This window comes from Botrimarina colliarenosi, assembly GCF_007859955.1.
Classification (GTDB): domain Bacteria; phylum Planctomycetota; class Planctomycetia; order Pirellulales; family Lacipirellulaceae; genus Botrimarina; species Botrimarina colliarenosi.
The window spans coordinates 61,240-86,451 of record NZ_SJPR01000009.1 but is presented as its reverse complement, the minus strand read 5'-3'; the positions used below and the strand labels follow the sequence as shown (position 1 = coordinate 86,451).

The following is a 25,212-nucleotide window of genomic DNA, read 5'->3' as shown; positions in this document are numbered from 1 at the left end:
TTGCTGTTGGTTCTCAGGCGCTATCCGCACCGTTGGTGTGGGGTGGTCCCGCCATCGAGTTCTCGAAAGCAGGGTTTGCCGACCCTACGCTGGCGGAGAATCAAGATCGCTTGACCGATTCCATTTGGATTACGCGATCCAACACCCGCGGGCTGTTCAACGCGGCTTCCGAAGGATCGCAAGGGCCGACAAGCCCCGCGGGTACGCTCTGGGCGGTTGGCACCACCGCCGACCTGCCGAGCCTCGAGTTCAAGACTTGGCTCGAGCTCATCGAGCCCGGCAGCGCCATCAATGGACCACCAAACTCGGTGGGGCTCGATTTCGTCGTGCAGTTAGTCGACGAGCAGATCTATCTCGACCTGCGTTTCACCAGTTGGGGCGAAGGCAGTTCGAGCGGCGGAGGCTTCTCGTACGTGCGAAGCACCGCTGCGATTCCAGAGCCGGCGACGGGGTCGATCGCCTTGGTGGCGTTGCTCGCGATCTCCGCTCGACGCGGCCGCCCGACTCGACAACTCTAATTCGACAACGACGGTAGGACCGACAGCCGTTGTGATTGACTCGCTCCGCAGTCGAAGCCGACGAAGAGTTCAAAATCACCCGGCTCGACGACGAATTGTTTGTCGAGGTTCCAGAACGCGAGGCGATCGGCAGTAATCGGGAACACAACTTCCTGCGATTGGTTTGGCTCGAGTTCGACACGCTGGAAGCCCTTGAGCTCACGGACGGGCCGGGTGACCGAGCTGACCAAGTCGCGGATGTACAATTGCACCACTTGGGCGCCAGCGCGTTGGCCCGTGTTCGTGACCGTGACTCTCAGCTGTGTCGACTCGCCCACGGCGATGCTCTCGTCGTCAAGCGTCAGGGCGCCGAGTTCGAACGTGGTGTAGCTGAGCCCATAGCCGAACGGGTAGAGCGGCGTGACCTCGTCGAACAGATAGCCGCGGCGTGCCGACGGGCGGTGGTTGTAGTAAGCCGGCAGGTGGCCGACCGAGCGGGGGATCGTGATCGGCAGCTTGCCGCCTGGGTTGTGCCGTCCGAGAAGCACGTCGGCGACCGCCGTCCCCGCCGCTTGGCCCAGGTACCAACACTCCAGTAACGCCGCCGACTTCTCGGCCAGGTTGTTCACAGCGAGCGGGCGGCCGTTGAACAGCAGCGACACGATCGGCTTGCCGACGCCGTGCAAAGCGTCGACCAGCTCGTCCTGGCGCCCCACCATATCGAGGTCGGTGCGGTCGCCGAGGTGATTGGCCATCCAAGCCTCGCGCGAGGTCTGCTCGTTCCCGCCAACCACGAGCACCACCAGGTCGGCCCGTTTCGCCAACTCCACCGCCTCGGCGATGAGGCGCCGGTCTTCCTCGGCGTTGCTCGGGACCACCTCGTCCTCGAACCAGCCGCCACCGATCGTGATCTGGCAGCCTTCGGCGTAAAGCACTTCCGCTTCGGCGCCAAACGCCGCGCGGAGGCCGTCGAAGACCGTGACGAACTCTTTCGGCACGCCGCTATAGCCGCCCAGCACGGTGCGGTGGGCGTTCGGGCCGATGACGGCGACGGTGCGGACCTTGCCCGTGTCGAGCGGCAGCACGCCGCCATCGTTCTTCAGCAGAGTGATCACCTGGCGGGCCGATTCAAGCGCGACCGCCGCGTGCTCTTCACAGCCGACGACTGTCTTGGCGTGCTCTGGCTCGACGTAGGGATTCTCGAACAGGCCCAATTGGAACTTGTGGGCGAGCAGTTTGCCGACCAGCTCGTCGATCTCCGCCTCGGCGACGGCGCCGTCACGCACCAGATCGGCGACGACGGTGTAGCAGTCGGGTTCGGGCAGCTCGATGTTCACCCCGGCGCGGATCGCCAGGGCGGCCGCTTCCTCGCGGTTCGCGGCGACGTGGTGCCCGTAAAGATCGGGGCGGTCCCACAGCTCGCGGATCGCGTAGTAGTCCGAGACCACTGTGCCGTCGAAATCCCACTCTTCGCGGAGCACGGTTTGCAGGAGCCAACGGCTGGCGTGCGACGGGACGCCGTCGATCTCGTTGTAGGACGCCATGACACTCATGGCCCCGCCCTCGCGGATCGCTCGCTCGAAGGGGTGCAGGAACGTCTCGCGGAGGTGCCGCTCCGAGACGCTGACCGGCGCGCAGTTATTGCCCGACTCGGGTTGGCCGTGGGCGGCGAAGTGCTTGAGCGTGCAGATCACACGATCCGCTGCGCCGACTTCACGGTCGCCTTGGAAGCCACGGACGGCGGCGACGCCCAGCTCGGCCACTAGGTGAGGGTCTTCGCCAAAGGTCTCTTCGACGCGTCCCCAACGCGGGTCTCGCGCCACATCGACGACCGGCGCCAGCGCTTGGTGGACGCCACACGCCCGCGACTCGCGGGCCGTGATCTCATAGACCCGCCGGACGAGCTCGGGGTTGAACGCCGCGGCGAGGCCGATCGGCTGGGCGAAGCTGGTCGCGTCGCGCGCCACCAAACCGTGCAGGCACTCGTCATGGAACAGCACGGGGATCCCCAGCCGGCTGTTCTCTAGAAAGTAGCGCTGGATGTCGTTGGTCAGCTTCGCAAACTCCGCGGGCGAGGCGCCGCCGTGGGCGTCACCCGGTCGGCCCACCTGTCCGAGGCCTTCGCCGTGGCCGAAGTGCTCCGCCGCCCGCTCGGGGGAGAAGCCCCCGTCGGGGCCGAGCAATTTGTCGACTTTTTCGTTCCAGACGCACGCCATCTGCGCCGCCTTCTCTTCGAGCGTCATCCGCCCGAGGAGATCGACGACGCGATCGGCGATCGGCAAGGTGGCGTCGAGGTAGGCGGCTTTAGCGAGAGCTACGGGCATCGGCTTCAGGTCGTATCGGTGTTGAGAAAGAACAAGACTTCGGTCAGTTGGATTATTGTCTCAGGGCGTTTCGGTCGCCGTCCGCAGGACCGCGTCGAAGGCCGGCTTCGGCGCCAGCGATCGGTCAAACAGCAGCGAGTGCGCGGTCCGACCACGGACCGGCCAGCCGTTGTGCCACGAGCGGCCATCGTCGAGGCCCCAAAACGTGACACGGTCGATCACGTCGGCGTGGTGATTGTACAGCCGGAAGAACATCGCGTAGCGTTCCGCGAGTTCCGCCTGTTTGGCGGCCGGCAATCCGTCGCGGTACGGATTGAGCCGGGGCGACGCGGCGGCCGACTGGCCGACATCGGCGCCGGCGATGTTGGAGGGCCACGGCAGCACGTTGATGTCGAGCTCCGTGATCGCCACCTTACCGGCGGCCTCGGCGAGCGCCTCGATCGACGCCTCGACCTCGCTGGCTTGCGGATGGCCCATCCCGTAATGCGACTGCATGCCGATCGCGTCAACGCGGCAGCCGGCCTGCTTCAGCTTGTCCACCAAACGGACCGCGCCGTCGCGCTTGGCCGCGAGGTGCATGCTGTAGTCGTTGTAGTAGAGCTCGGCGGCGGGGTCGGCCTCTTGGGCGTACTTGAAGGCGAACTCGAGGTAATCGTCGCCAATAATCCGGCGCCACGGTGAATCGCGGAGCGTGCCGTCGTCGTTCAGCGCTTCGTTCACCACGTCCCAGCCGCCGATTTGGCCGGCGTACCGACCGGCCACGTTGTAGATGTGGTCGCGCATCGTCGTCAGCAGTTGCTCCCGCGTCGCCGGCACGCCGGGCGCCGACTCGAACACCCAGGCGGGCGTTTGGCTGTGCCACACGAGCGTGTGACCGACCAAGAACAGGTCGTTCTCCTTGCCGAAGGCGACGAAGCGGTCCGCTGGGCCGAAATCGTACCGGTCCTTGTCGGGATGCACGTTCTCCCACTTCAGCAAGTTCTCGGGTGTCGCCGAGTTGAACTGATGACGGATGAGAGCGTCGGCGGCCGGACGGGGGTTCGTCACCAGTCCGGTGGAAATCGCGACGCCGATGCGGTACTTGCCGGCGAACGCCTTGGCGAGCGAACCGACAGGCTCATCGCCGATCGCTGGCCCACAAGCGACGAGGGCGCTCAAGACGGCGAGGGCGGTAGTAACGGGGTGGTGTGTCATGGCTTGCTCAAGGTAGGGACGGCGTTAGGCCACGCTCTTCGTCTCGGCGGGCCGCGAGTTGGTCGTTCAGGGAGAACTCGGTGTCGCGGTCGATCTCGTAGAACCATAATACCGCCCAGGCGACGACGAACGCCAATGCGGGGAACAGACTCATCATCAATCGGATCCCCTCCAGCGACTGGGCCGTCTGTTCGACGTTCGCGACGTAACCGTACTCCGACAGCAACCATAAGGAGAGTGCGCCGCCTATGCTCAATCCTAGCTTGAGCGCGAAAACTGTGGCGGCGAACGTCATCGCGGTCGCTCGCCGCCCGGTGCGGAGCTCCGACAAGTCCGCCACGTCGGCGATCATTGCCCACAGCAGCGGGATGCCCACCCCGTAAACGAACTGTAGCAGACACTGCATCGCGATCAGCGACGCTGGAGCCGATGTCGGCAGCCAATAGAATGCACAGGTACACGCCACCGTGAGCAACAAGCTGACCTTGAAGACGGCCAGCTTGCCGTAGCGAATCGAGAGTGGCTTCGATAGCAGGATACCCACCAACGACGCGAGCAATCCGAGGCCGTTGAACCAGCCAAAGAGGTCCTCTCGCTGCACGAGATACTTGAAGTAGTAGAGTCCAATACTGCCGCGCATCGAAAGGTAAATGAAGTAGAAGAGCGTCGCCACTGACAGGACAACCCACGAACGATTGCCCACGAGGCCCGCCATGTCGGCGACAATTGACGACTTCTGGCTCGGCGGCGGCTGGACCCGTTCCTTCGTGGTCACGAAGGTGATCACGAAGAAGAGGGTCGCAATCGCGGCCCACATCGCCATCGTTAGCTGATAGCCCGTGGCGACGTCACCTTGCCCGAAGTACTCCACAAGGTCGAGCGTGTAGGTCTGCACGAAGAAGGCGGCCGTCATCGCCAACAAGAACCGCCACGACATCAGGCTCGTCCGTTCCACCGGGTCGGGCGTCATCACCCCCGAGAGCGAGGCGTAGGGGATGTTGTTGGCCGTGTAGGCGATCATCAACAGGTTGTACGTCACGTACGCCCAGATGATTTTTCCGCGGGCGTCGAGGTCGGGCGTCGTGTAGGCGAGCACGAAGCAGACCGCGAACGGGATCGCCGTCCACAGCAGCCAGGGACGGAACTTTCCCCAGCGGGTGTTCGTGCGATCGGCGAGGGCGCCCATCAGCGGGTCGTTGACCGCGTCGAACAGCCGCGAGAAGAGGAACATCCACCCGACCGCCGTGGCGGCAACGCCTAGCACGTCGGTGTAGAAGTTCGTCAAAAAGATGAGCTGCGTCTGGAAGACGAAGTTCGCGGCGCAATCGCCAAGGCCGTAGCCGATCTTCTCGGAGAGCGGCAGTCGTGTCTTCTCGGTCGTCATGCAGAGCGATCAACGGCTGCCGCCGCTGTCAGTTGGATGTCAGTTCAATGTCGATCGTGTTGCGCCCCGGCGCCACGTCGAAGGTCAGCTCAGAGGTTTTTACGTCGAGGTACTTCTCGGGCACCAGCGCCGGCAGGTTGGCGGGGGCCCGCTCGCCGGGACCCGGCGGGTCGCCCTTCTCGTAGACGAGGACCGCCACCTGATACTCACCGGGATGGACGCCCCGTTCGTGCTGCGTCACCAAGTGGTACCCCCCTTGGGCGTCGATCATACCGCGCGAGGAGTTTTTACCACGCTCCATCGGCGAGAAGATCACTACCCCGGGCGCCACCGGCGACCCGTCGAGTGTGATCGTCCCGGCGACGTCCGCGTCAAACGGGCTGCGGCTACAAGCTATGCACAACGGCAGCATCAGCATAGCGAGCCAGCAGTTCTTGAAAGCCATCTTCGGGGCCATCTTAGGGACGTTGGTTCTGAGTAAAGATCGTTGACCAAGAGCCGCGTTTCGATCACGCCCGGCGACGGCGCTTACTCACGGATGACCTCGCCACCCTGACGAGTGGAAACAGCCCGGTACACGCGGTGTTCGATCCCTTCAGAGACGAAGGCGACCGAGCCGTCGCACTTCGCGAAGTTGACGCCGCCAGGATGGAGGCTGCGGAAACCTCGCATCAAGCCCCAGCACTGGCCCGGATTGGACTGGCCGGTAGCGTCGATGCAGGCGCCGTCGCTCAGATAGTCGAAGTTGATCTCGATCGACGTGACGGCCCAGTCGCCGTCGCTCGACCAAGCGGCGCTGTTACCGTCGACCGGGGAGGTCTCACCGAACAAGAAGGTCTGGCTGGTGCCGTCGGTGATGCTCTGCATCTTGACCCCGCCGCTAATGTACGTAGCTCGCCAGAAGACGCCGACGCACTTGTCACCTTCGTAGCAAGAGAACCGAGGCGTGTAACTCCAGTCGGCCAAGGGGGTCGGTTCGTTTTCGTAGACACCATCGCCGGCGTTGCCTTTGTAGCTGGTCGTCGCCACAAGAACTTGCGAACCCTTTGGCGCCTCAGTTCCAGTATTATAAGGGTACTGTTCGCCCACGGCAGGGCCCGCTTTAGGATCAGAGGGGCAAGCAAGTACGGCAGGCTGTTGCCCAAGCGCCTTAGTAAACGTGGAGTTAAGATCCAAGGTGTTATTCATGCCGAGATTTCTACCACCGACACGGTTCCAATCCCCATTCAGGCCGGTGTCAGGCAAGTCGAATTGGTCGTAAAGAGCCGACTCTTCAATGAATGGCAATACCCGAGCTATCCACCCCCCTCCGTCGAGGCCGTCGCTAGGGTAATTGACCTGAAGTCGATCCTGCCATCGGATAATACTCGGCACGCCTAGATCGACAATTTGGACATTGTTCTGATTGGCGCCGCGGTCGCCGCCATCGTAGTAACTCTCATCGACCGGGAAGTGCCCGTTCTGATCGTGATAGTTGATCGCCGCCAAGGCGATGTTCTTCATGTTGGAGACACACTGCATCCGCCGGGCCGACTCCCGCGCCGCCTGAACCGCCGGCAGCAGCAGGGCGACCAAGATGCCGATGATCGCGATCACGACCAGCAGCTCGACGAGGGTGAACCCGCGGCTCTTATGGATTACTGACATGGCTCCAGTCCGTTTGCACTCAGACGGTTAGGAAGAGGATAGGCCTGCCGCCGGGGGGGCACCCCGCAGAATCTAAAATCAGCGCCGCCGGGCGACGCCGATGGTCGCTAGTCCCAGCAACAACGCCACCAGCGTGGTCGGCTCGGGGACCGCCGCCGTGGCGCCCTCGGCGGGGCCGCTGCCGGGCGTCGCGCCGTAGTTGGCAGCCCAGAGGTCGTAGCCCGCCTGCGTGCTGTCGGCCGAGTCGCCGTCACGCCAGACGGTGTAATCAGCGGCGTCGACCATGCCGTCGCCGTTGTAGTCCCCTTCGAGCTCGGGGATCCTCACGATCGAGAAGCGAACGATCTCGATCCCCAGGCCGCTGTTGGTGAAGTCGGCGTTGGCTTGGATCTGGAGTTGGGTCAGGCCGAAGTTCTGCAGGCCGTCGCCGCCGTTGACGAAATCGAACGTGTTGACCCTCTCCGACTCACTCCCCGTGCCGAGCGGCAGCGTGAAGGTGGTGAAGTCGGTGGTGTTGAACTCCGAAGTCGGGACCGTGAAGATGTAGTCATCGCTGCCCAACTCGGGACCGCTGTCGTCACCGTCGACGTCGCCCATAATCAGATTGAAGCTGTCGGCCGTGTTGTTCGGCATGAGCTTCGCCTCGACCTCGATCTGGTACTGGGTGGCGTCGAACGCGATGTTCAACCCGTTGAAGCCAATACCGCCCGTGCCGGCCGGTGTCGCGCTCTGAGTCGTGTCGATGATGAAATTGCCGCTGGTCTGATCGACGACCCCCGCGTCGCTGAAACTACCGAACGTGAAGGTCTGCCCCTGAGTGGCGTAGGTGGCGGGCGTCAACTCGATGAGCAAGGGGTTCTCAGGCGCTTCGGGGTCAACCAGCTTGACACTTTCAATGTCGACCTGAAGGCGGGCGGTGCCGCCATACTCACTCTGAATCTGCATCTGGGTCAGACCGTAGTTCTGGATCGTGTCGCCTGGGTTCAGTTCAAATCCAGGTTGCACGAAGACGGGGCCTGGATTGGTGAGGGGCTGAATGATCGTGACGAATTCGCCCGGGGTAACGCTAGCGATGTCGATATAGAACTGGAACTCGTCGCCGACGCCTTCGCCGTCGTTGTCCGCCAGGACGACGCGGAAGTTGGTCGCCTCGTTGAGGGATCCAACCCGCACGCGGATTTCGAGTTGTGTCGTCATCGCGTCAAAGTCGGTGGAAATGTCGGAACCAACGCCGCCAAACAACCCGGCCGAGGGGTCGGTGATATCGACGTCCTCGGTCAAGTCGAGGCCGAAGTAGCCGTTGCTGACGTCGAAGTTGCCAAAGAAGTTGTCGGCAAAGTCGCCGAAGCGGAACCCGTTCGACTGAAACCTCGGGACGTCGAGCGTGGCGAAGGTGGCGCCAAGCGAGGCTCCCGTCGTCAAGAACAAGCCGAACAGCGCAGCGAGCACTCTGCGTGTAGAGCCATCAGACATGGCGAGTCTCCGCGTCGGGGGGGTGATAAGAAGCGTTGAAAAGGAGAGCCGGCGACCCGCAACCAGTCGCGTCGCCGGCACTAAGTATCTTTGCTGGGCGGAGTCGGATGACCAGCCGGAAGAAGCCGCAAAAACGTCGTCGGGCTGGGGGTTGGAAAAGTGTGAAATAGCCGGAAGAAAAACAGCTGTTGTTACCGCTTTGTCGGGGGGGCCGTCGTGCCGCGGAGTACGAGTTGCTGACGGACCACGGTGTTCTCGTCCGTCGCTTCTTCGGGCGAAGCGATCCGGGCGGCGAGGCGTCTGGCGCCGATGGCGCCAAGCTCGGCCGTGTCGAACCGGATGACCGTTAGCGGCGGGGTCGTGTACCGCGTCGCCGCGATGTCGTTAAAGGCGATCAGGCTGAGGTCGGTCGGGACCGAGACGCCATGCGACCAGCAGGCGTGCATCAGTTCCAAGGCCTCGACGTGGCAGTAGCAGATGATCGCGGTGGGGGCGTCTCTCGCGAGGAGCCGCTGCATCACGTCGTCCACGTTGCAGCGCCAGACCTCGGCTTTGCTGTCGTAGCCCGCCTCACGCATGGCCTGCTCGAAGCCTTGGCGCCGCTCGTGGACGCTCACGTGATCGCGGATCGTCTCGTTCACGTAGAGCGCGATCCGCTTGTGGCCCAGGCCCAGCAGATGCCGCGCGGCCAAGCGGCCACCGGAGATGTCGTCGGTCACCACGTGCTGCAGGCCGCCGAACTTTTCGCCCATCAGGATGGTGGGAAGCCGCCCCTCGAGGACGATCGCCTGGGCCGGTTCGGGCACGTGCAGCAGGAACGCCAGGCCATCGACGGCGCCGCCGAGCACCAGTTCTTTCCAGTCGCTGGTCTCGGTGACGGGGACCAGGCGAATGTCGTAGTTCTCTTCCTGAAGGGTCTCCGTGAACGAGGTTGCGATCTCGTTCATCGGGTCTTCGAAGATCCACCGCGGGTTGGAGTAGAGGAGTCCGATCGTGTGAGTCTTCCCCCGTGAGAGAGCGCGGGCGCGCCAGTTGGGCTGGTAGCCGAGTTCGGCAGAGATCCGCAGGATTTCACGTGACTTCCGCGCGCTGCGTTCTTGAACGCCCTTCACGTCGCCGCGGAGTACGCGAGCGACGGTCGAGGCGGAGACGCCCGCTTGTTCGGCGATCTGATCGATCGTGACAGCCATAGACAGTGGACCAAGCAGCTGAGTGAAGGGCCGCTGTGGCAAGAACTAAGTGGTAGCGCTGTCGGTACGTGACAGCGGATTCCATTGGGACGAGGTTGAGCGATGATGGAGGCGAGTTTGGCCTCGGCAGACTCGGCATCCCTTCCAACGCTAACGCTCAAGCTATGACGCGCACCTTCCGTTGTCAACAAAAGTTTCGGCCTTTTTGACAGCGGTGTCAATTTATGTCAGGATTCGTGCGTCGCGTCCCCGGCTAGTCCTGTCGCATTCGCCTACAGTAAGTCCGAGGCCGTCTTGGGAGGGGCCGCCCCTCACCAATCTCTTCTTGCCTACGTAATCGCTCCTCTTCGCCATGCTGCTCTTAGCGCTCACGTCGCCCCGCCGGGCGTTCGACGCCTCGCTCCGCAGCCCCGTTCTGTGGACCGCGTTGACAACCTTCGCCCTGCTAGCGACTCCCTCGTTGCGGGCCGCGGACCTGGTCCTGTCGGAATTCAACGGGACCGGCTTCGACTACACATTCGACGACTTCACGCAGACGATCGGTCCGACTTCGGTCCGGGTCCGTGATGCGATCAACGGCTGGGGGGGGGCAGGCGTCACTTCAGCCCCCAACTTCAGTGGGTGGGAAGACAGCTGGTTGGTGATCGACTTCACGCCGCTCGCCGGCAACCGAGTCAACACGTTTACGATCGAACTCATCGAACAGTCGACCGGCGGCGAAACCACCAAGAGCGGCAAGTGGGACTTTAACGTCGCGGGCCTTACGCCCGGGGTCCCGGTTTCGTTGACGTCGGCGACGACGCTTTCGCAGCCGACCAGCGGGCTTGGCGACTACGGGAACCTCAACCTCTCGCAAGTCAACCAGTGGCAGGTGCTGGGGCAGTTCGGGTCGTCCGACCTGTTCGATATTGAGTTCGATCGGATTGTCGTCTCGAACGACGCCCCGCCTCCCCCCGCGTATCCTGGCGCCGAGTCGGACGCTCCGTGGCGCACCGAAGCCGCCAGCCGGATTGAGGCCAACCGTAAGGCGGATCTTTCGGTGACGGTCCGCGACCTGTCGGGCGCGGTGGTTCCCGGCGCGGCGGTTCACGTTGCGATGCAGCAGCACGAGTTCGGCTTCGGCACAGCGGTCCAGGCCTACCGGCTACGCGACAGCAACCCGCAGCACAACACCTACAAGGCGAAGACCGCCGAGTTGTTCAACGTCGCGACGCTCGAGAACAACCTAAAATGGCAGCCCTGGGAGGGGGAGTGGGGCGGGTCCTTCACGCAGCAGGGCGCCCTGAACGCCCTCGATTGGCTCGCCCAGAACGGCATCGACAGCCGCGGGCATGTCATGGTTTGGCCCGGCACGGACAACCTGCCGGCCGATATCCGCCAGATGCTCTCCGACAATAACCTCACCCCCGCCGAACAGCAGACGGTGCGGACACGCATCGCGCAGCACATCGCCGAGATTGGCGCCGCCACCGCCGGCAAGGTGGTCGCTTGGGACGTGATCAACGAGACCCGCACCAACAACGACCTGATGCGGGAGCTCTCCGAAGGCGACCAGGCGACGGTGACCTGGATGCAGCAAGCCGCGGCCGCCACGGCGCCAGGGACCGGCCTCTACATCAACGACTTTGGCATCCTCAACACTTGGGGCCGCGGCGCCAACCGCAACCAGTACTACGACACCGTCGAGGCCCTGCAAGACGGCGGCGCGCCGGTTACGGGGGTCGGCTTTCAAGGGCACTTTACCGAAGGAGACATTGTTGGCCCCGAGGAGCTCTGGGAAGTCTTCGACCGATTCGCCGAGCTAGGGCTCGACATGCAGATCACCGAGTTCGACTTCAACACCACCAATGAAGAGCTCCAGGCCCAGTACCTGAGCGACTTCATGATGGCCGTCTTTGCCCACGAAGGGGTCGATGACTTCATCCAGTGGGGATTCTTTGAGGACGCCCACTGGCGTCCCGATGCGGCCATGTTCCGCAGCGACTGGTCGATCAAGCCGAGCGGCGAGGCGTACCTCGACCTCGTCTTCAATGACTGGTGGACCGATGTCGAAACGTCGGCCGACGCCGCGGGCGACGCCACGGTCCGCGGCTTCAAGGGAGACTACCAAGTCACGGCGTCCGCCGGCGGCGAGAGCGAGACCGTCTCCGCGGTCCTCTCGGACGACGGGGAGTCGCTCTCAATCGTCTTGAACCTGCTCGTCGGTGACTACAACCAAGACGGCGCCGTTGACGCCGCGGACTACACCGTCTGGCGTGACAGCGTCGGGGCGTCCACTGCGAACCTCGCCGCCGATGGCGACAACGACGGCGTGGTCGATGAAGCCGACCGCCTTGTTTGGGCGTCGCGTTACGGCGCCACTGCTACGACGTCGCCGCTGGCCGGCGTCCCCGAGCCGGGGGCGTGGTCAATCGCCGCCGTATGCTGTTTGATATGCATTGGACGCCGCTGTCAGTGGTAGCCTCGGCGGTCCCGCGTCTTCCTCGACTCCTCCTTTTAACTGCGTCACCGTTCTATGCCCGCGTTCTCCGAAGTCGCCGCCGCGATCCCCTACGAAGGCCCCACGAGCCGCAATCCGCTGGCGTTCAAGCACTACGACGCCGAGGCGATGATCGAGGGCAAATCGATGCGGGACCACCTGCGGTTCAGCGTCGTCTACTGGCATACGTTTCGGGGGACAGGCTCCGACCCGTTCGGCGCCGGCACGATGCAGCGGCCCTGGGACGACGGCTCGGACTCGGTCGAGAACGCCCAGAAGCGGGCCCGCGTCGCCTTCGAGTTCTTTGAGAAGCTCGGCGCGCCGTTCTATGCGTTCCATGACCGGGACGTGGCGCCCGAGGGCAAAACGCTCGCCGAGAGCCACAAGAATCTCGACGCGGTGGCCGCCGTCCTCAAGGAAGAGCAACAGCGGAGTGGCGTCAAACTGCTCTGGGGCACCGCCAACCTGTTCAGCCACCCGCGCTACCTGCACGGCGCCGCCACGAGCTGCAACGCCGAGGTCTTCGCCTACGCCGCGGCGCAGGTGAAGAAGGCGCTCGAGGTGACGCACGAGCTGGGCGGCGAGGGGTACACGTTCTGGGGCGGTCGCGAAGGCTACCAGTGCCTCTGGAACACCGACATGAAGCGCGAGCAGGAGCACCTGGCGCGGTTCCTGCATCTGGCGGTCGACCACGCCAAAGCGATCGGCTACACCGGTCCGTTCTACATCGAGCCGAAGCCGAAGGAGCCGACCAAGCACCAGTACGACTCCGACGCGGCGGCGTGCCTCAACTTCCTCAGGCAGTACGACCTCCTGCCGTACTTCAAGCTCAACCTCGAAACGAACCACGCCACGCTCGCAGGCCACACGATGCAGCACGAGCTCGAGGTGGCCGGCGCCGCCGGCGCGCTGGGCTCGATCGACGCCAACACCGGCGACCTCTTGCTCGGGTGGGACACCGACCAGTTCGGCACCGACATCTACATGACTTCGCAGTGCATGTACTCGATCCTCAAATACGGCGGGCTAACCACCGGCGGCGTGAACTTCGACGCCAAGGTCCGCCGCGAGAGCTTCGAGCCGATCGATCTGTTCTACGCACATATCGGTTCGATGGACGCCTACGCGCGGGGCCTGAAGATCGCCGCGGCGATGCGGGCCGACGGCCGGATCGAAGGAATGGTCCGCGACCGCTACGCCAGCTGGGACACGGGCCTCGGCGCCGAGATCGAAGCGGGCGACCACAGCTTCGCCTCGCTTGAGAAGCGGATGCTCGATCAGGGCGAAGCGGCGCCCAACGCCAGCGGGCGGCAGGAGTTGTTCGAGAACGTGATCAACGAGTACTTGTAGGCAGTCGACTTCGAAATAGATCGCGCACCTCATCGCAGGCCGTCGCTCGAGCCGCTTGGAGGCTCACACCGGAATAGTTCGAAGTCGTGGCGTTTTGCGTCGATCGTTGTGAGTCGGAGGCGGCGTCTTCATCGACGTCGGCCGCGGGCCCAACGCGTTCAGCTTCGACACAGCTAGCGCTTTGTCGAAGCTGAATCCTAGGATGAGCCGATTGGGCGCTAGCCTCGGTTGAATCACCAAGAACCGTGGCTAGCGCCAAAACGGCTCATGGCGCCGACCCCCATCTTCTAGCTTTGACAAGGCGCTAGTGGAAAACTACCAGGTCTGGCTGCTGCTAGGGCCCCTCTCTTGCGACAAGCACCGCGTTTACTCGCCTTCATTCGCGAAGAAGGCGTTAAGGGAAGCGTGCGGCTGAATCCCGACCGACGATCCGTGAACGCTTGTCGTCGCCGCGTTCGTCGAACCGAGTGATCAGCCTGTGCCTCACGAGCGGGACTGGTTCGAGGTGCTTGTTGGGCTTGGGATCGCGATATACTATGCGGCCAAGTTAACCGAGTTGATCATGCGTTGAAGTTGAGCCTGCGTCTATGCCTGCTACTCATCTGTGAACTGACGCTTACGAGGACCTCCTGTGCCTAATCGCAAGATGCGTCGATCGAGAAGCTCGCAGGTCGTTAACAAAAGGAGGTCCCGGCACCGCGTGCGGCGTGCGGAGAGGCTCGAAGCGAGAGACCTCCTCGCCGTCCAGCCGCTACCGGCGTTAGCGCCGCTCGACCCGGCTGGTGGGTTGATCTACGCGTCGACTTTCGCCGCGGTCGTTGACCCGGGCAACCCGATCCAGTCGTACGAGGTTGCGCTGGACGCGGGGCAGTCGCTTTCGTTGTCGGCCACCGGTTTCTCGACGGCTAATCTGACCGTCGTCGACCCGCTCGGCGCGACCATTGCCGCTACGAGCGTTCCCGCCGCAGGTGACGCCGCGGCGGTGTCGTCACTGCCCATTGATTTGGCGGGAGTTTATACGATCAGCGTCTCGAGCGGCGACGGGGTCCCCTTCGACGCAATTACTCTGAGCACCGTCCTGAACGCGGCCTGGGAGGGCGAGAGCCATAGCGGACCCTCGAACGACTCGCCCGCCGAGGCCGAAGACCTCGAGCCAGCGTTCGCCGCGGTCGGCCCGCTCACGGCGCAACGTGCGGCGATAGTTGGCGAGGGCGCCGCCTCGGGCCCCACTTTCACGGCGAGCCTGACTGACTACGGGCGGGCGTTCAACCCGAACGTCCTGACGTTCGCGTTTACGGGGACTCCCGCACCGCTGAACGATGTGGTGTTCAAGGTGGTCGCACAAACCGACCTGGACTCCGCCTCCGAGTACTTCACGATCGACGCCGAGGGCTTGTTCACGCAGAACGTTTTCTTGACCGGAGGGTCCCAAGGGGGGCTCTCAACGGACCAGTTTACGATCCCCCAGGCGGTGGCCGCTCAATTAGCCGCCGACGGCCAGATCACACTAACCGTCACCCCTTCTAGTTCGGTCAACTCGGGCTATGGTTCGGGCGACGTCACCATCGACGTTGATTAACCGATCGCAGACGCATCGGGGGACGACTGGTACGGTTTCGATTTGGCGGACGGCCAAGCGGCGACGGTCGCCCTCTCGGGGGCCCACCGCGCCATCCTCGAACTCTACGCCGCCGACGGCGTAACGCTCCTCGCAACGGGGCGCCCGTCCGGCGACTCGGTCGGGATTGCGATAAGCGGCTTCGTCGACACGACCTCCGACAACGCGGCCGATCGCTATTACCTACGCGTTTCCGGCGCCTCGGGGGAGTATCGGCTCGTCGCCCTTAAAGAAGGAAAACTGAATTCCTTCAGCGGCCTCGCGCCAGATCCCATGCCGTTGCGGTCCGGCGAGACAGCCCTCGGTTATGTCGACGCTGATGTTTCGCTTGAGACGCCCCTCGTCGCCCCCTTTGATGTCGTGGGCTCGCCGCTGAGCGTTGGCTTTGCGGTCGACGGTTCGTTCTCTGGGCCGGGCGTCGGCATCTCTCACGGCGGCGTTGAGATCGTTAACCGGGGGACCTTTCTGGCGGGCTATTCGGTCGCGTTCAACGGCCAAACGTTCGCGAACAACTCGCCGGTTTCTAGCCCATCGTTCCCGGTCGCCATCTACGACATCTCTCAGGCGAACCACCATGCCTATCGAATCCAAGGGGAAATCTCGCCCGGCGTCACCTTCCAACGCACCGTCCAATGGACCGATGGTGACGACTTCATGCACGTCACGACCACCATCGATAATCAGTCGGGCGCCGTGCTGAGCGGGTTGGCCTTTTTGGAGAACATCGACCCGGACCCTTCTTCAACGACGTCTTCAACGTCCAACGATGTCACTTCGGCGGGAACGCTGGTTGTCGCGTCGGCAGGGGGCAAGTCGATCGGGCTGGGTTCGAACGACCCCGATGTCGTGGTGTCGGCCGAGGGGTTCACGATTACCAATCCCTTCGTCGTCATCGACTCGCCCGCTGACCCCGGTGGCGTGTCCGACGACATCGCGATAAATCTCGCCTTTAACATCGGCAACCTCCCGAGTGGCGCAGCCGTCACCCGCGATTTCCAGATCGTCTTTGGGTCGAGCCAGTCCGACGTCGAGTCGCTCTTCGCCACGATCGGCGCGCCGCCAATCCCGCGATTGGAGCTGCGCCCCGACGTCTACACGTTCAAGGCGATCGCTGGCGACGCCGTCCAGATAAGGACCTACACGCCGGGCGCCGGTCCGTACGAGTTTCTCAACGATCTCGACGCCGCCGTCGAGGTCATCGCGCCCGACGGCTCGGTCGTGCCGCACGTCAACGCCGCTGGCGACGAGACCCTGTCGTTTGCCGCGTCGCAAACGGGCGCTTACACGCTGCGACTCTTCGGCGAGAGCGAGACGGTCGGCGACTACGCCGTCGAAGTCACCGGGACGACCGCGGCGCCGGACCCGTTCGAGGTGGTCGCGTCGTCGGCCGTCGATGGCGACACGTTCTTGCCGGGCGGTCTGACAACGTTCACCGTCGATCTGGACGCCGACCTGCGGCTCGACTCGGTGGCGACGTCCGACTTGCTCATTGATGGCTTCGGCGCAGCGACGGGTCTGACGGTGGTCGACCCCAACATTCTGAGTTTCGCACTCCCGGCGCTAGCCGACGGCGTCCACACTCTGGAGCTAGCAGCCGGCTCGCTTGTCGCCTTGGACGGTCGGCCGCTCGAGGGGTTCTCGATCGCCGTCGTCGTCGATGGCCAAGGCCCCAGGATCGTCGGCACATCCGTCGTCGAGGGGGAGAGTCGACCGCCCGATTTCCGAACGTTTACTTTTGTCGTTGATGAGCCGCTCGATCAGTCGGCCCTCACCCCCAGCGGCGTGTCGCTTGTCGGGAGCAGGACGGGGTCGCAGCCGATCGAGAGCGTGACGTTCGACGTCGCGACGCTGTCGTTGACGGTGACCACAACGGCCAACCTTCCCGAGGACGCCTTCGTCCTCCGCTTGATCGACAGCGCCTTCGTCGATGTCCTCGGGCTCGAGCTCGACGGCGAGGCCGATCCTGTGACGACGATCCCTTCGGGCGACGGCGTCCCGGGCGGCGACTTCGTCGTCAATTTCTCGGTCGATACGGTCACGTCGCCGCTGGTGGACTTCACGCCGCGAGGCCTGGCGGGGGGGCTCGTTTACGAGGCCAGTGCGTCGGGCTACATCAGCCCCGCGGGCGATATCGACGCGTTTGAGGTCGACCTCGACGTGGGGCAAGCGATCAGCGTGGTGATCGACGGCGAAATCAGCGCGCTGGTGGAGCTGTTCGGACCCAACGGCGAGTCACTGGCCGTCGCGACCGCCGCGGCGGCCGGCGAGGCGGCGGTCCTCCAGAGTCTCCCGGTCGGCGTCAGCGGGACCTACCGCATCGAAGTAGCCGGCGACTCGGACACGACCGGTGGCTTCACTTTGCACGCGCTACTGAACGCCCAGCCCGAGCGCGAGGAACTAGGCGGCGCCGACAACGCATCCCCAGCGCAGGCCGAGACGCTCGACTTTACCCCTCTGGCTTCAGGGCGCTTTGGTGTCTTGAGCGAGCACGCGGCGGTGACAGGCCTGGTGTCGAGCGTCGGCCCAACGTACATGGCGAGCCTGACGGACCTCGGTCGGGCCTTCGCCCCCAACATCTTGACGTTCGACTTCGTCCAGACGCCGACGCCGGTTGGTGACGTCGTTGTCACGGTGAACACGGAGGCCGACCTGGGTTCCACGACCGAGTTCTTCACGGTCGATGCCGAGGGGCTCTTCTCACAAGTCCTTTTTGCGTCGGGTGGCTCGGAAGGGGGGCTTTCGACAGCGCAATTCACGATTCCTGCAGCCACGGCGGCCCTGCTGGCGGCGGACGGGACGATCACGCTGACGGTGACTCCTTCGACCGCCGTCAATTCGGGGATCGGGCCTGGAAATGTCACCATCGACGTGGCGTACGCGGTCGCGGGTGTCCTGGGCGACGACTGGTACCGGTTCGAATTGGCGGACGGCCAAGCGGCGACGGCGGCTCTGGTTGGGGCCGAGGGCGTTACGGCCGAACTGTACGCCGCCGACGGAGTGACGCTGATCGCCTCCGGCACGCCCTCGGTCGACGGAGGATGGTTTTTCGAAAACTACGTCGATAGGACGTCTGACGGGGCGTTGGAAGACTACTTCTTGCGCGTCGCCGGGACCGGGCAATACGACATAGTTTTGACCCGCGACGCCGCCCTCGATCGAGGGTCGAACGATTCGTTTGAAACGGCCCAAGACGTGGGCGGCCTTGCTGGTGTGCTCGGCGCGGTTGTGGGTCCCGATCAGGAAGGCGTCGGCGGTGACGACGACTGGTACCTCGTGACGCTCAATGCCGGCGACACGCTATCGGCGTCGGTCTCGCTGCCGGGCGGCGGGGCAGGGGAGTTCAACAATCCTCTCGCCACGGGGCTTCCTGGCGGCGTGATCATCTCCGAGGTCGTCGACGGCGCGATCGCAGACGGCAACCCGAAGTTTGTCGAGATCACGAACACGAACTCCGCTCCGTTCACCTTCACCGCCGGCGGACTGATTGTCCAGACGAACGCCAACACCGACCGCACGGTCGATATCGACCTGACGGGAGTGACGATTGGCGCCGGCGCCTCGCTGATGATCGCGTCGTCGGCGAACGGCGGCCGCGCCGTTTTCGAGAGCGTTTACGGATTCGCCGCCGACGTTTACGCCGACGAGCTCATCGGCGACGGCAACGATCGCTACGCCGTCACCGATGCGGCGGATGGGTCGTCGATCCTCGACCTGTACGGTCCGTTCGGAGTCGATGGCGCCGGCTCACCCTGGGAATACACCGACGCCTACGCGTACCGCTTGCCGGGAGCGATTTCCCCGACCGGGGAAGCGTTCCAAGTCGGCCAGTGGTACGTCGCGACGCCCGGCGCTCTGGACGACGGGTCCGACAGCCCCGCCGCGTTGCTGCTCGCCAAGACAACTCCCGGCGCGCATCAGTTCGTGCCCAGCGACTCGCCGCTGGCGCGGGTCGCCCTGTTCGATCCTAGCGGGACGCAAGTCGTAAGCGACGGAACGTCCCTGCTCTACAGTGCCGCCGAGGCGGGCGCCTACCGCTTACGAGTCTCCGCGTTGGGATTGGCGGGCGAGTACTACGTGTCCCTCACCGGGGCCACCGGCGGCGCCCGGGCGCCCGAGATCGTTGCGACCTCCCCCGCCGACGGCGAACTCCTCAACGCGCTGCCCTCGGCGATTGATCTCGTGTTCTCGGAGCCCCTGTTGGCGGGCGAGGTCGAGGCCAGCGATCTGTTACTGAACGGCGTGGCCGGCGCGTTGAGCGTCATTCAGATCGATTCACTCACGTATCGATTTGAGATCGATCCCTCGGCTGCGCTCGGCGATGGAGCCTTCACCGTTACGCTCCCGGCCGGCGCTGTTACCGACCTCCAAGGCCTGGCCAACGCGGACCAGACCTTCACCTTCGAGATCGACAACACGCCACCGATCGTCCAAGCGGCCCGGATCGACGGCCTCTCTCTGCCGCTGGGCGTGACCTATCTGAACGGCGACCATGCTATCTCGGCGACGTTCAGCGAGCCGATCGACGAGTCGCTACTCACCTTCGATTCGTTCCGTCTCGTCGAGACCGTTTCGGGGTCGAGCGTCGCCGCGGAAGCCTTCTCGTACGATTCGGCGAGCCAGACGTTCACCGTCGACTACACGGCGCTCGACGAAGGAGCGTACGAGTTCACGCTCGTGGCGGGTTCCTTCGTCGACGCCGTCGGGAACGTCCTCGATGGCGAGCCATTGGGGACGCCGCTCGACGGCGCGCCGAGCGGCGACGGGATTCCTGGCGGCGACTACACGTTAGGTTTTCAGATCGATTCGGCGGGCGTCAGGACAATCGCCGACTTCACGCGGCTCGAGCCGCTGGGCGGTTTGGTCTTCGCTAGCGAGAACAACGCCGGCATCCTCAATGGGCCGGGTGACTTCGACGACTTCGTCTTGTCGCTCGCGGCGGGCGAGGTGATCGCCGTCACCGTGACGCCCACCGACCCGACCGCCACGCTCAACGTCTCGGCCGTCGGCCTCAGCGGCCCGATCACGGCGCCCGTCGCCGGCGCGGCGGCGGTGTTGCAAGCCGTCGCGATGCCGATCGACAGTCCGCTGACGCTGCGAGTCGTGGGCGACAAGCCGACCAGCTACCGACTGGACGTTTTTCTCAACACGTCGCTCGACTTGGGACCGCTCGACTCGGGGCTCTCAAATCCGCTCGCGATTGACGGCTCGCTGGTCTCTCTGCCCGAGAGCCGCTACGCCGTCCTCGGTCAGGCGGCGCCGACGCCGTCGCGTTCGACCATCTACACGGAGGATTTTAATCTGGGTCGGGGCGGTTTTATCGTCAACAACAACTTCGGCGCCGGCGCCGGATTGTGGGACCTTTCGACGGGCCGGCAACTCGACGGCCTCCCGAATCACTCCGCCCCCAACAGCCTTTACTTCGGCCAGAATACGGGCCCCTTCGGCGGAGGCGACTACAACTCCGGCGTCCCGGTGGAAGGCGTCGTGACTTCGCCGACGATCGCGATTCCCGACACGGGGGGCGCCTGGCTCACGTTCAATCACTTGATCGAGACCGACCGGTTGAACGATGTCGCCGAGGTCGCGGTTGTGTCGGGCGGCGTCGTGACGCCGATCCTCCTCACCACCAACGGCACGCTCGCTAGCGACACGGCCGGCGATTGGCGGACCGTTTCAGTGGACCTCAGCCAGTTCGCCGGCCGGTCGATTCAGCTCCGCTTCCGCTTCGACTCGGTTGACGCGGTCGCTAATAACTATGAAGGCTGGTTCATTGACGACCTGCGGGTCGAAGCGGCCGGTGCGTCGATTGCCGACCTCGACGAGTTCACCCTGCCGGTGGTTGGCGGCGTGCCGATCGACGTCGTTCTTGCGTCGCAAGAGAACGCCGACTTCGCGGGCGTGACGCTCCAGATCGTCGATCCGATGTCCGGCGTTGTCTTGGCGAGCGGCGTCGCGGCGCCATCCGGCGAGGTGGTGGAGAACTACGACTTCGGGGTCTTGGGGTACACGCCTGCTCAAGATGGCGTCATCGGCGTGCGGGTTGTCTCGCAACAGGCGGGTCGGTACAGCGTCGTCGTGACAGCCGGCGCGGTGTTCGAGGCGGAGCCGAACGGCTCTTCGGCCAGCCCCTCGGTACGAGAACTTGCCGTCGGCGGCTCGGGTCTGGGCTTCTTGGGATTCGAACCAAGCGGCGGCGACCGTCTCTATGCGGTGAATGTCAATTCGTCGGCGGTCGTCGAGATCGACCCACAGACGGGTGAGCCGATCGCCACGATCCCGTTGCCCGAGGCGCCCACCGGCGGGCCGGACGGCCTCGCGATGGGCGGCGGCTCCCTCTTCTATTCGGAAGGCGATTTCGGCGTCGGCAGCACGCTGCTCTACGAGATAGACCCGGCGACCGGCGAGGTGCTCGACACCGACTCTTTCGCGAGCATGGGCCTTCCGACGACGGTTGACAGCCTCGCCTACTACGGCGGGCGGCTGGTGGTGATCGACACGATCGAGGCGCGGGCCTACTTCGTCGACACCGTGACCGACACCGTCGTGGGGAGCTTTCTACTACCCGTCTCGGTGCGGGGTGGAGCGGCTGGCGCTGCGACGCGTGGTTCGATCTTCGTCAACGACTTCCTGTCGAACGGCTTCATCTACGAAGTAGATGTCGCGACCGGGACGGCCGTTAACTCGTTCAGTTCGCCCAGCTCGAGCGCCTACGGGTTGGCGTACGTGGCGGGGTCGCTCTACGTCTCGGCGTACTCGTCAGGGGTCATCTATCGGCTGGACCCCGACACCGGAGCCTTGCTCGACACCTTTGCCGTCGGCTTTGCGGTTTCGGCGCTCGGTGGTGACGACGGCTCCGGGGTCGCACCGTTTGGATTCGTGCCTCCGATCGCCGTGGGCCCCGGCGCGACGCCAGAGACCGGCGCCGCGGGGCCTTACTACGACCCCACGCCCGGCCTCATACCCGACCTCACCGCGACGCCCCAGGCGGAGTTCCTCGGCGCGGCGGCGAATCAAGACGACCTCGGCAAGAAGATCGGCGCCGATCTCGCCGCGATCTATCGGGAGACCCTCGGCTTGGACCTCGCCGCCCACGCCAACGCGTCATCAAGCGGCGCACGCAACTTGGTCGAGATTCAGGATGGCTGGGTGCTGGTGGACGCTTTTGCCGAAGAGGACGGGTTGGAGCTCCTGACGCGGCTGGAGGATTTGGGCATGCAGGGGGGGTCGGTCTACAGCCGGACCGTCTCGGGCTGGATGCCTGTGGAGGCGCTCGGCGGAATGGCCGAACTAACTGCGATGCGATTCGCGCGGGCCTCCTACCGACCGATGACGAACGTCGGCAGGACCACCAGCCAGGGCGATCGGTCGATGGGGTCGGACGCCGCCCGCTCGCTGTTTGGCGTCGATGGCGCCGGCGTGACCATCGGCGTCCTCTCCGACAGTTTCGGTTCCGGCGCGTCGGATGTGGCCTTCGGCGATCTGCCGGGCGTCGGTAATCCCTTCGGGAACACGACCCCCGTTAACGTGCTTTCCGACACCTCCGGCACGGGCGAGGGCAGGGCGATGGCGCAGTTGGTGCACGACGTCGCGCCGGGCGCAGCCCTCGCCTTTCACACCGCTTTCAATGGGCAGGCCGACTTCGCCAACGGAATCCTCGAGCTACAGAGTGTCGCGGGCGCCGACGTCATCGTTGACGACGTCATCTATTTCGCCGAGCCGATGTTCCAGGACGGCGTGATCGCTCAAGCGATCGACACGGTCGTCGCCAACGGAGCGACTTACTTCTCGTCGGCGGGCAACAACGGCAGGGATTCGTGGGACGACGCCTTCCGCGGCAGCGGCGAGTCACGCTTCGGCGCCGAGTTGCACGACTTCGACCCGGGCCCGGGCGTCGATACGCTGCAGGGAATCACCGTCCCCGTCGGCAGCTCCTTCATCCTGTCGTTCCAGTGGGACTCGCCCTTCTTCTCGGTTAGCGGCGGCGCCGGAACGCAAAACGACCTCGATGTCTACGTCCTCAACTCGACGGGCACGTCGGTCCTTGCGTCGAGCACGACCCGCAACCTGGGGGGCGACGCGCTGGAGGTGATGAATTTCACCAACACGTCTGGTTCCTCCTCGCTCAACATCGCCATCGGCCTGGCGGGAGGAGCCGCGCCCGGCTTGATGAAGTGGGTCTCGTTCGACACGCTCACGGTCGACGAGTACGCCAGCAACAGCGCGACCGCCTACGGCCACGCCAACGCGGCGGGCGCGATGGCGATCGGAGCGGCCGACTACCGCGCCACGCCCGCGTTTGGCGCATCGGCCCCGTCGCTCGAGAGCTTCTCCTCGGCGGGGGGGATTCCGACGCTGTTCGACCTCGCCGGCAATCGCATCAACGAGTTGCGGAGCAAACCCAATCTGGTCGCGCCCGACGGGACCAATACGACGTTCTTCGGCAGCGACGTCGACGGGGATGGGTTCCCCAATTTCTTTGGCACCTCGGCGGCGGCCCCGCATGCGGCGGCGGTGGCGGCGCTGATGAAGCAACTTTCACCACTGGCGACGCCGGCAGAGGTCTACGACGCCCTCGCCCTGTCGGCGATCGACATGGACGACCCCTCGACCGTGGGGTTCGACGTCGGCTTCGACGACGCAACCGGCCCCGGGTTTATCGACTCCGTCGGCGCCCTCACGCTCGTGTCGGTCGACCCGGCGCTCCAGGGGCCGCGGGTCACGGCGATCAGCCCCGCGGCCGGCGTCACCACCGACCTCAGTCTCACCGAGCTGACGCTTGAGTTCAGCGAAGTCCTCGATGCGACCGCCGCGTCCAACGCGGCTAATTTCTCGCTCCTTGGCGCCGGCTTTGATGGGGTCTTCCAGGACGGCGCCGGCGACGACGTGGTGCTCGCCCTGGTGCCTCTCTACGACGGGGCGACCACCGTCACGCTGGCTGTCGGCGACGGCTCGACGCCCCTCCGCACGGGACGCTATCGGTTGCGGGTCGATGACGGGGTTGTCGACCCGGAGGGCAACCCGCTGAACTCCCTCGACGGCCCCGGCCTCGGCGCCGCGACGATCCATGAGTTTGAAGTGGTCCTCCAGTTGCCATCCGGGGGTGACTACTACGAAATCACGCTCGAGGCGGGCCAGGGGATCCTCCTCGAAACGGCGTTGCCAAGGCTCGGACCGTCGGCGCCGGCTAACACGCTCGACCCGCAGATCACCGTCTACGACCCCTTTGGCGTGCTGGTCGGAACGGACCAGGATTCGGCCGACGGGGTGAACGCGTCGCTCGGCTTCGTCGCGAACGTATCGGGCGTCTATATCGTCCAGGCCACGGCGGAGTCGGGCGCCGGGGAGTACGTCCTCCGAACGACTCCGGCCGATTTCGTACTCGCCGCGGACTTCAACCGGGATGGAAAGGTCAACGCCGCCGACTACAGCCTCTGGCGCGATTCGCTCGGAAGCGTTGTCGGCGCCCCCTACACGTCGGGTGACGCCAACGGCGACGCCGTTATCGACAGCAACGACTACGACGTATGGGTCGCCAGCTACGGCGCCACGCTCGGCACGGCGACGCCTGACCAACTGATCCGTCTCGAGTCGGTCCCACCATCCGTTGCGCTAGCGAGCGAGCCGATCGACCCGATTGAGGACGCTGCAATGGCGGACGCGGTGGCGACCAACGCAGTGGCGATACCTAGCCCCGTCCCACTCGTAGCGGATTCCTCGACCGCCGCGTCGAGTGCGCAGAGTGATCCAACCAACGACGCCGACAGCGGCGTCAGGCAACGATCGTTCGTTGTCGCGCCCCAGCGCGAGCCGTTCCTATCGCGACCGGTCGCCCAATCAAGCGTCGCTTTAACAACGCCGCTAACTCGACAAACCGCACTGCTGCTTCTGAATCAGAGCCAGGACTTCGACTTCGCCGATTCCGTGTCGGATGAAGGCTTAACGGGAGACCGCCCCGAAGCCGTCGCCGAAGAGTCGTACGTTGAATCGATCGACGAGGCGTTGGAGCGGATGTTCGCTTGACCCTGACGTTTCCGGATCACAATCGCAGCCGATCGC

At 64.6% G+C, this 25,212-nt stretch carries 12 protein-coding genes; 5 read left to right on the top strand and 7 right to left on the bottom strand.

Annotated features, from left to right (window positions below):
• The first annotated feature begins 110 nt into the window (after window positions 1–110).
• Window positions 111–518 carry a hypothetical protein gene (locus tag Pla108_RS19755; protein ID WP_231934564.1) on the top strand — a complete coding sequence of 136 codons (408 nt, stop codon included), beginning with the start codon at window positions 111–113 and terminating at the stop codon, window positions 516–518.
• On the opposite strand, the gene Pla108_RS19750 is transcribed toward Pla108_RS19755, so the two are convergent.
• From Pla108_RS19750 to Pla108_RS19720, 7 genes are all read right to left on the bottom strand, one after another.
• Window positions 515–2,821: a glycoside hydrolase family 3 N-terminal domain-containing protein gene (locus tag Pla108_RS19750; RefSeq protein WP_146446708.1), complete on the bottom strand. Its 2,307-nt coding sequence runs from the start codon at window positions 2,819–2,821 to the stop codon at window positions 515–517. The two genes, Pla108_RS19755 and Pla108_RS19750, sit on opposite strands and share 4 nt — an antisense overlap.
• Before the next feature lie 60 nt (window positions 2,822–2,881).
• Window positions 2,882–4,015, bottom strand: a complete 1,134-nt coding sequence (locus Pla108_RS19745) for an endo-1,4-beta-xylanase (protein ID WP_146446707.1) — start codon at window positions 4,013–4,015, stop codon at window positions 2,882–2,884.
• Between the two features lie 7 nt (window positions 4,016–4,022).
• Window positions 4,023–5,399, bottom strand: coding sequence for an MFS transporter (locus tag Pla108_RS19740; RefSeq protein WP_146446706.1), 1,377 nt, complete (start codon window positions 5,397–5,399; stop codon window positions 4,023–4,025).
• A gap of 28 nt (window positions 5,400–5,427) precedes the next feature.
• Window positions 5,428–5,844, bottom strand: a complete 417-nt coding sequence (locus Pla108_RS19735; RefSeq protein ID WP_146446705.1) for a hypothetical protein — start codon at window positions 5,842–5,844, stop codon at window positions 5,428–5,430.
• A gap of 83 nt (window positions 5,845–5,927) precedes the next feature.
• A complete protein-coding gene (locus Pla108_RS19730) occupies window positions 5,928–7,046 on the bottom strand; it encodes a DUF1559 domain-containing protein (RefSeq protein WP_146446704.1) in 1,119 nt (372 codons plus the stop codon).
• Between the two features lie 78 nt (window positions 7,047–7,124).
• Window positions 7,125–8,519, bottom strand: a complete 1,395-nt coding sequence (locus Pla108_RS19725; protein ID WP_146446703.1) for a PEP-CTERM sorting domain-containing protein — start codon at window positions 8,517–8,519, stop codon at window positions 7,125–7,127.
• Window positions 8,520–8,710: 191 nt separating this feature from the next.
• Window positions 8,711–9,709, bottom strand: a complete 999-nt coding sequence (locus tag Pla108_RS19720; protein WP_146446702.1) for a LacI family DNA-binding transcriptional regulator — start codon at window positions 9,707–9,709, stop codon at window positions 8,711–8,713.
• 352 nt (window positions 9,710–10,061) lie between these two features.
• Between Pla108_RS19720 and Pla108_RS19715 the strand changes: the two genes are divergently transcribed.
• The 4 genes from Pla108_RS19715 (at window position 10,062) to Pla108_RS19700 (ending at window position 25,176) form a co-directional block, all read left to right on the top strand.
• Window positions 10,062–12,170 (top strand): endo-1,4-beta-xylanase, encoded by a 2,109-nt coding sequence (locus tag Pla108_RS19715; RefSeq protein WP_146446701.1) that lies wholly within the window; start codon window positions 10,062–10,064, stop codon window positions 12,168–12,170.
• Window positions 12,171–12,224: 54 nt separating this feature from the next.
• Window positions 12,225–13,538, top strand: a complete 1,314-nt coding sequence (gene xylA / locus Pla108_RS19710) for a xylose isomerase (RefSeq protein WP_146446700.1) — start codon at window positions 12,225–12,227, stop codon at window positions 13,536–13,538.
• 700 nt (window positions 13,539–14,238) lie between these two features.
• Window positions 14,239–15,117, top strand: a complete 879-nt coding sequence (locus tag Pla108_RS19705) for a hypothetical protein (protein ID WP_197526736.1) — start codon at window positions 14,239–14,241, stop codon at window positions 15,115–15,117.
• A gap of 42 nt (window positions 15,118–15,159) precedes the next feature.
• On the top strand, window positions 15,160–25,176 hold the full coding sequence (locus tag Pla108_RS19700; protein WP_146446698.1) for an Ig-like domain-containing protein: 10,017 nt from the start codon (window positions 15,160–15,162) through the stop codon (window positions 25,174–25,176).
• Window positions 25,177–25,212 lie beyond the last annotated feature (36 nt).

Bases quoted from the DNA above. Each gene is read 5' to 3' on its own strand.
- Pla108_RS19750 (WP_146446708.1), bottom strand. From the start codon at position 2,821: ATGCCCGTAGCTCTCGCTAAAGCCGCCTACCTCGACGCCACCTTGCCG.
- Pla108_RS19745 (WP_146446707.1), bottom strand. From the start codon at position 4,015: ATGACACACCACCCCGTTACTACCGCCCTCGCCGTCTTGAGCGCCCTC.
- Pla108_RS19740 (WP_146446706.1), bottom strand. From the start codon at position 5,399: ATGACGACCGAGAAGACACGACTGCCGCTCTCCGAGAAGATCGGCTAC.
- Pla108_RS19735 (WP_146446705.1), bottom strand. From the start codon at position 5,844: ATGGCTTTCAAGAACTGCTGGCTCGCTATGCTGATGCTGCCGTTGTGC.
- Pla108_RS19730 (WP_146446704.1), bottom strand. From the start codon at position 7,046: ATGTCAGTAATCCATAAGAGCCGCGGGTTCACCCTCGTCGAGCTGCTG.
- Pla108_RS19725 (WP_146446703.1), bottom strand. From the start codon at position 8,519: ATGTCTGATGGCTCTACACGCAGAGTGCTCGCTGCGCTGTTCGGCTTG.
- Pla108_RS19720 (WP_146446702.1), bottom strand. From the start codon at position 9,709: ATGGCTGTCACGATCGATCAGATCGCCGAACAAGCGGGCGTCTCCGCC.
- Pla108_RS19715 (WP_146446701.1), top strand. From the start codon at position 10,062: ATGCTGCTCTTAGCGCTCACGTCGCCCCGCCGGGCGTTCGACGCCTCG.
- xylA (WP_146446700.1), top strand. From the start codon at position 12,225: ATGCCCGCGTTCTCCGAAGTCGCCGCCGCGATCCCCTACGAAGGCCCC.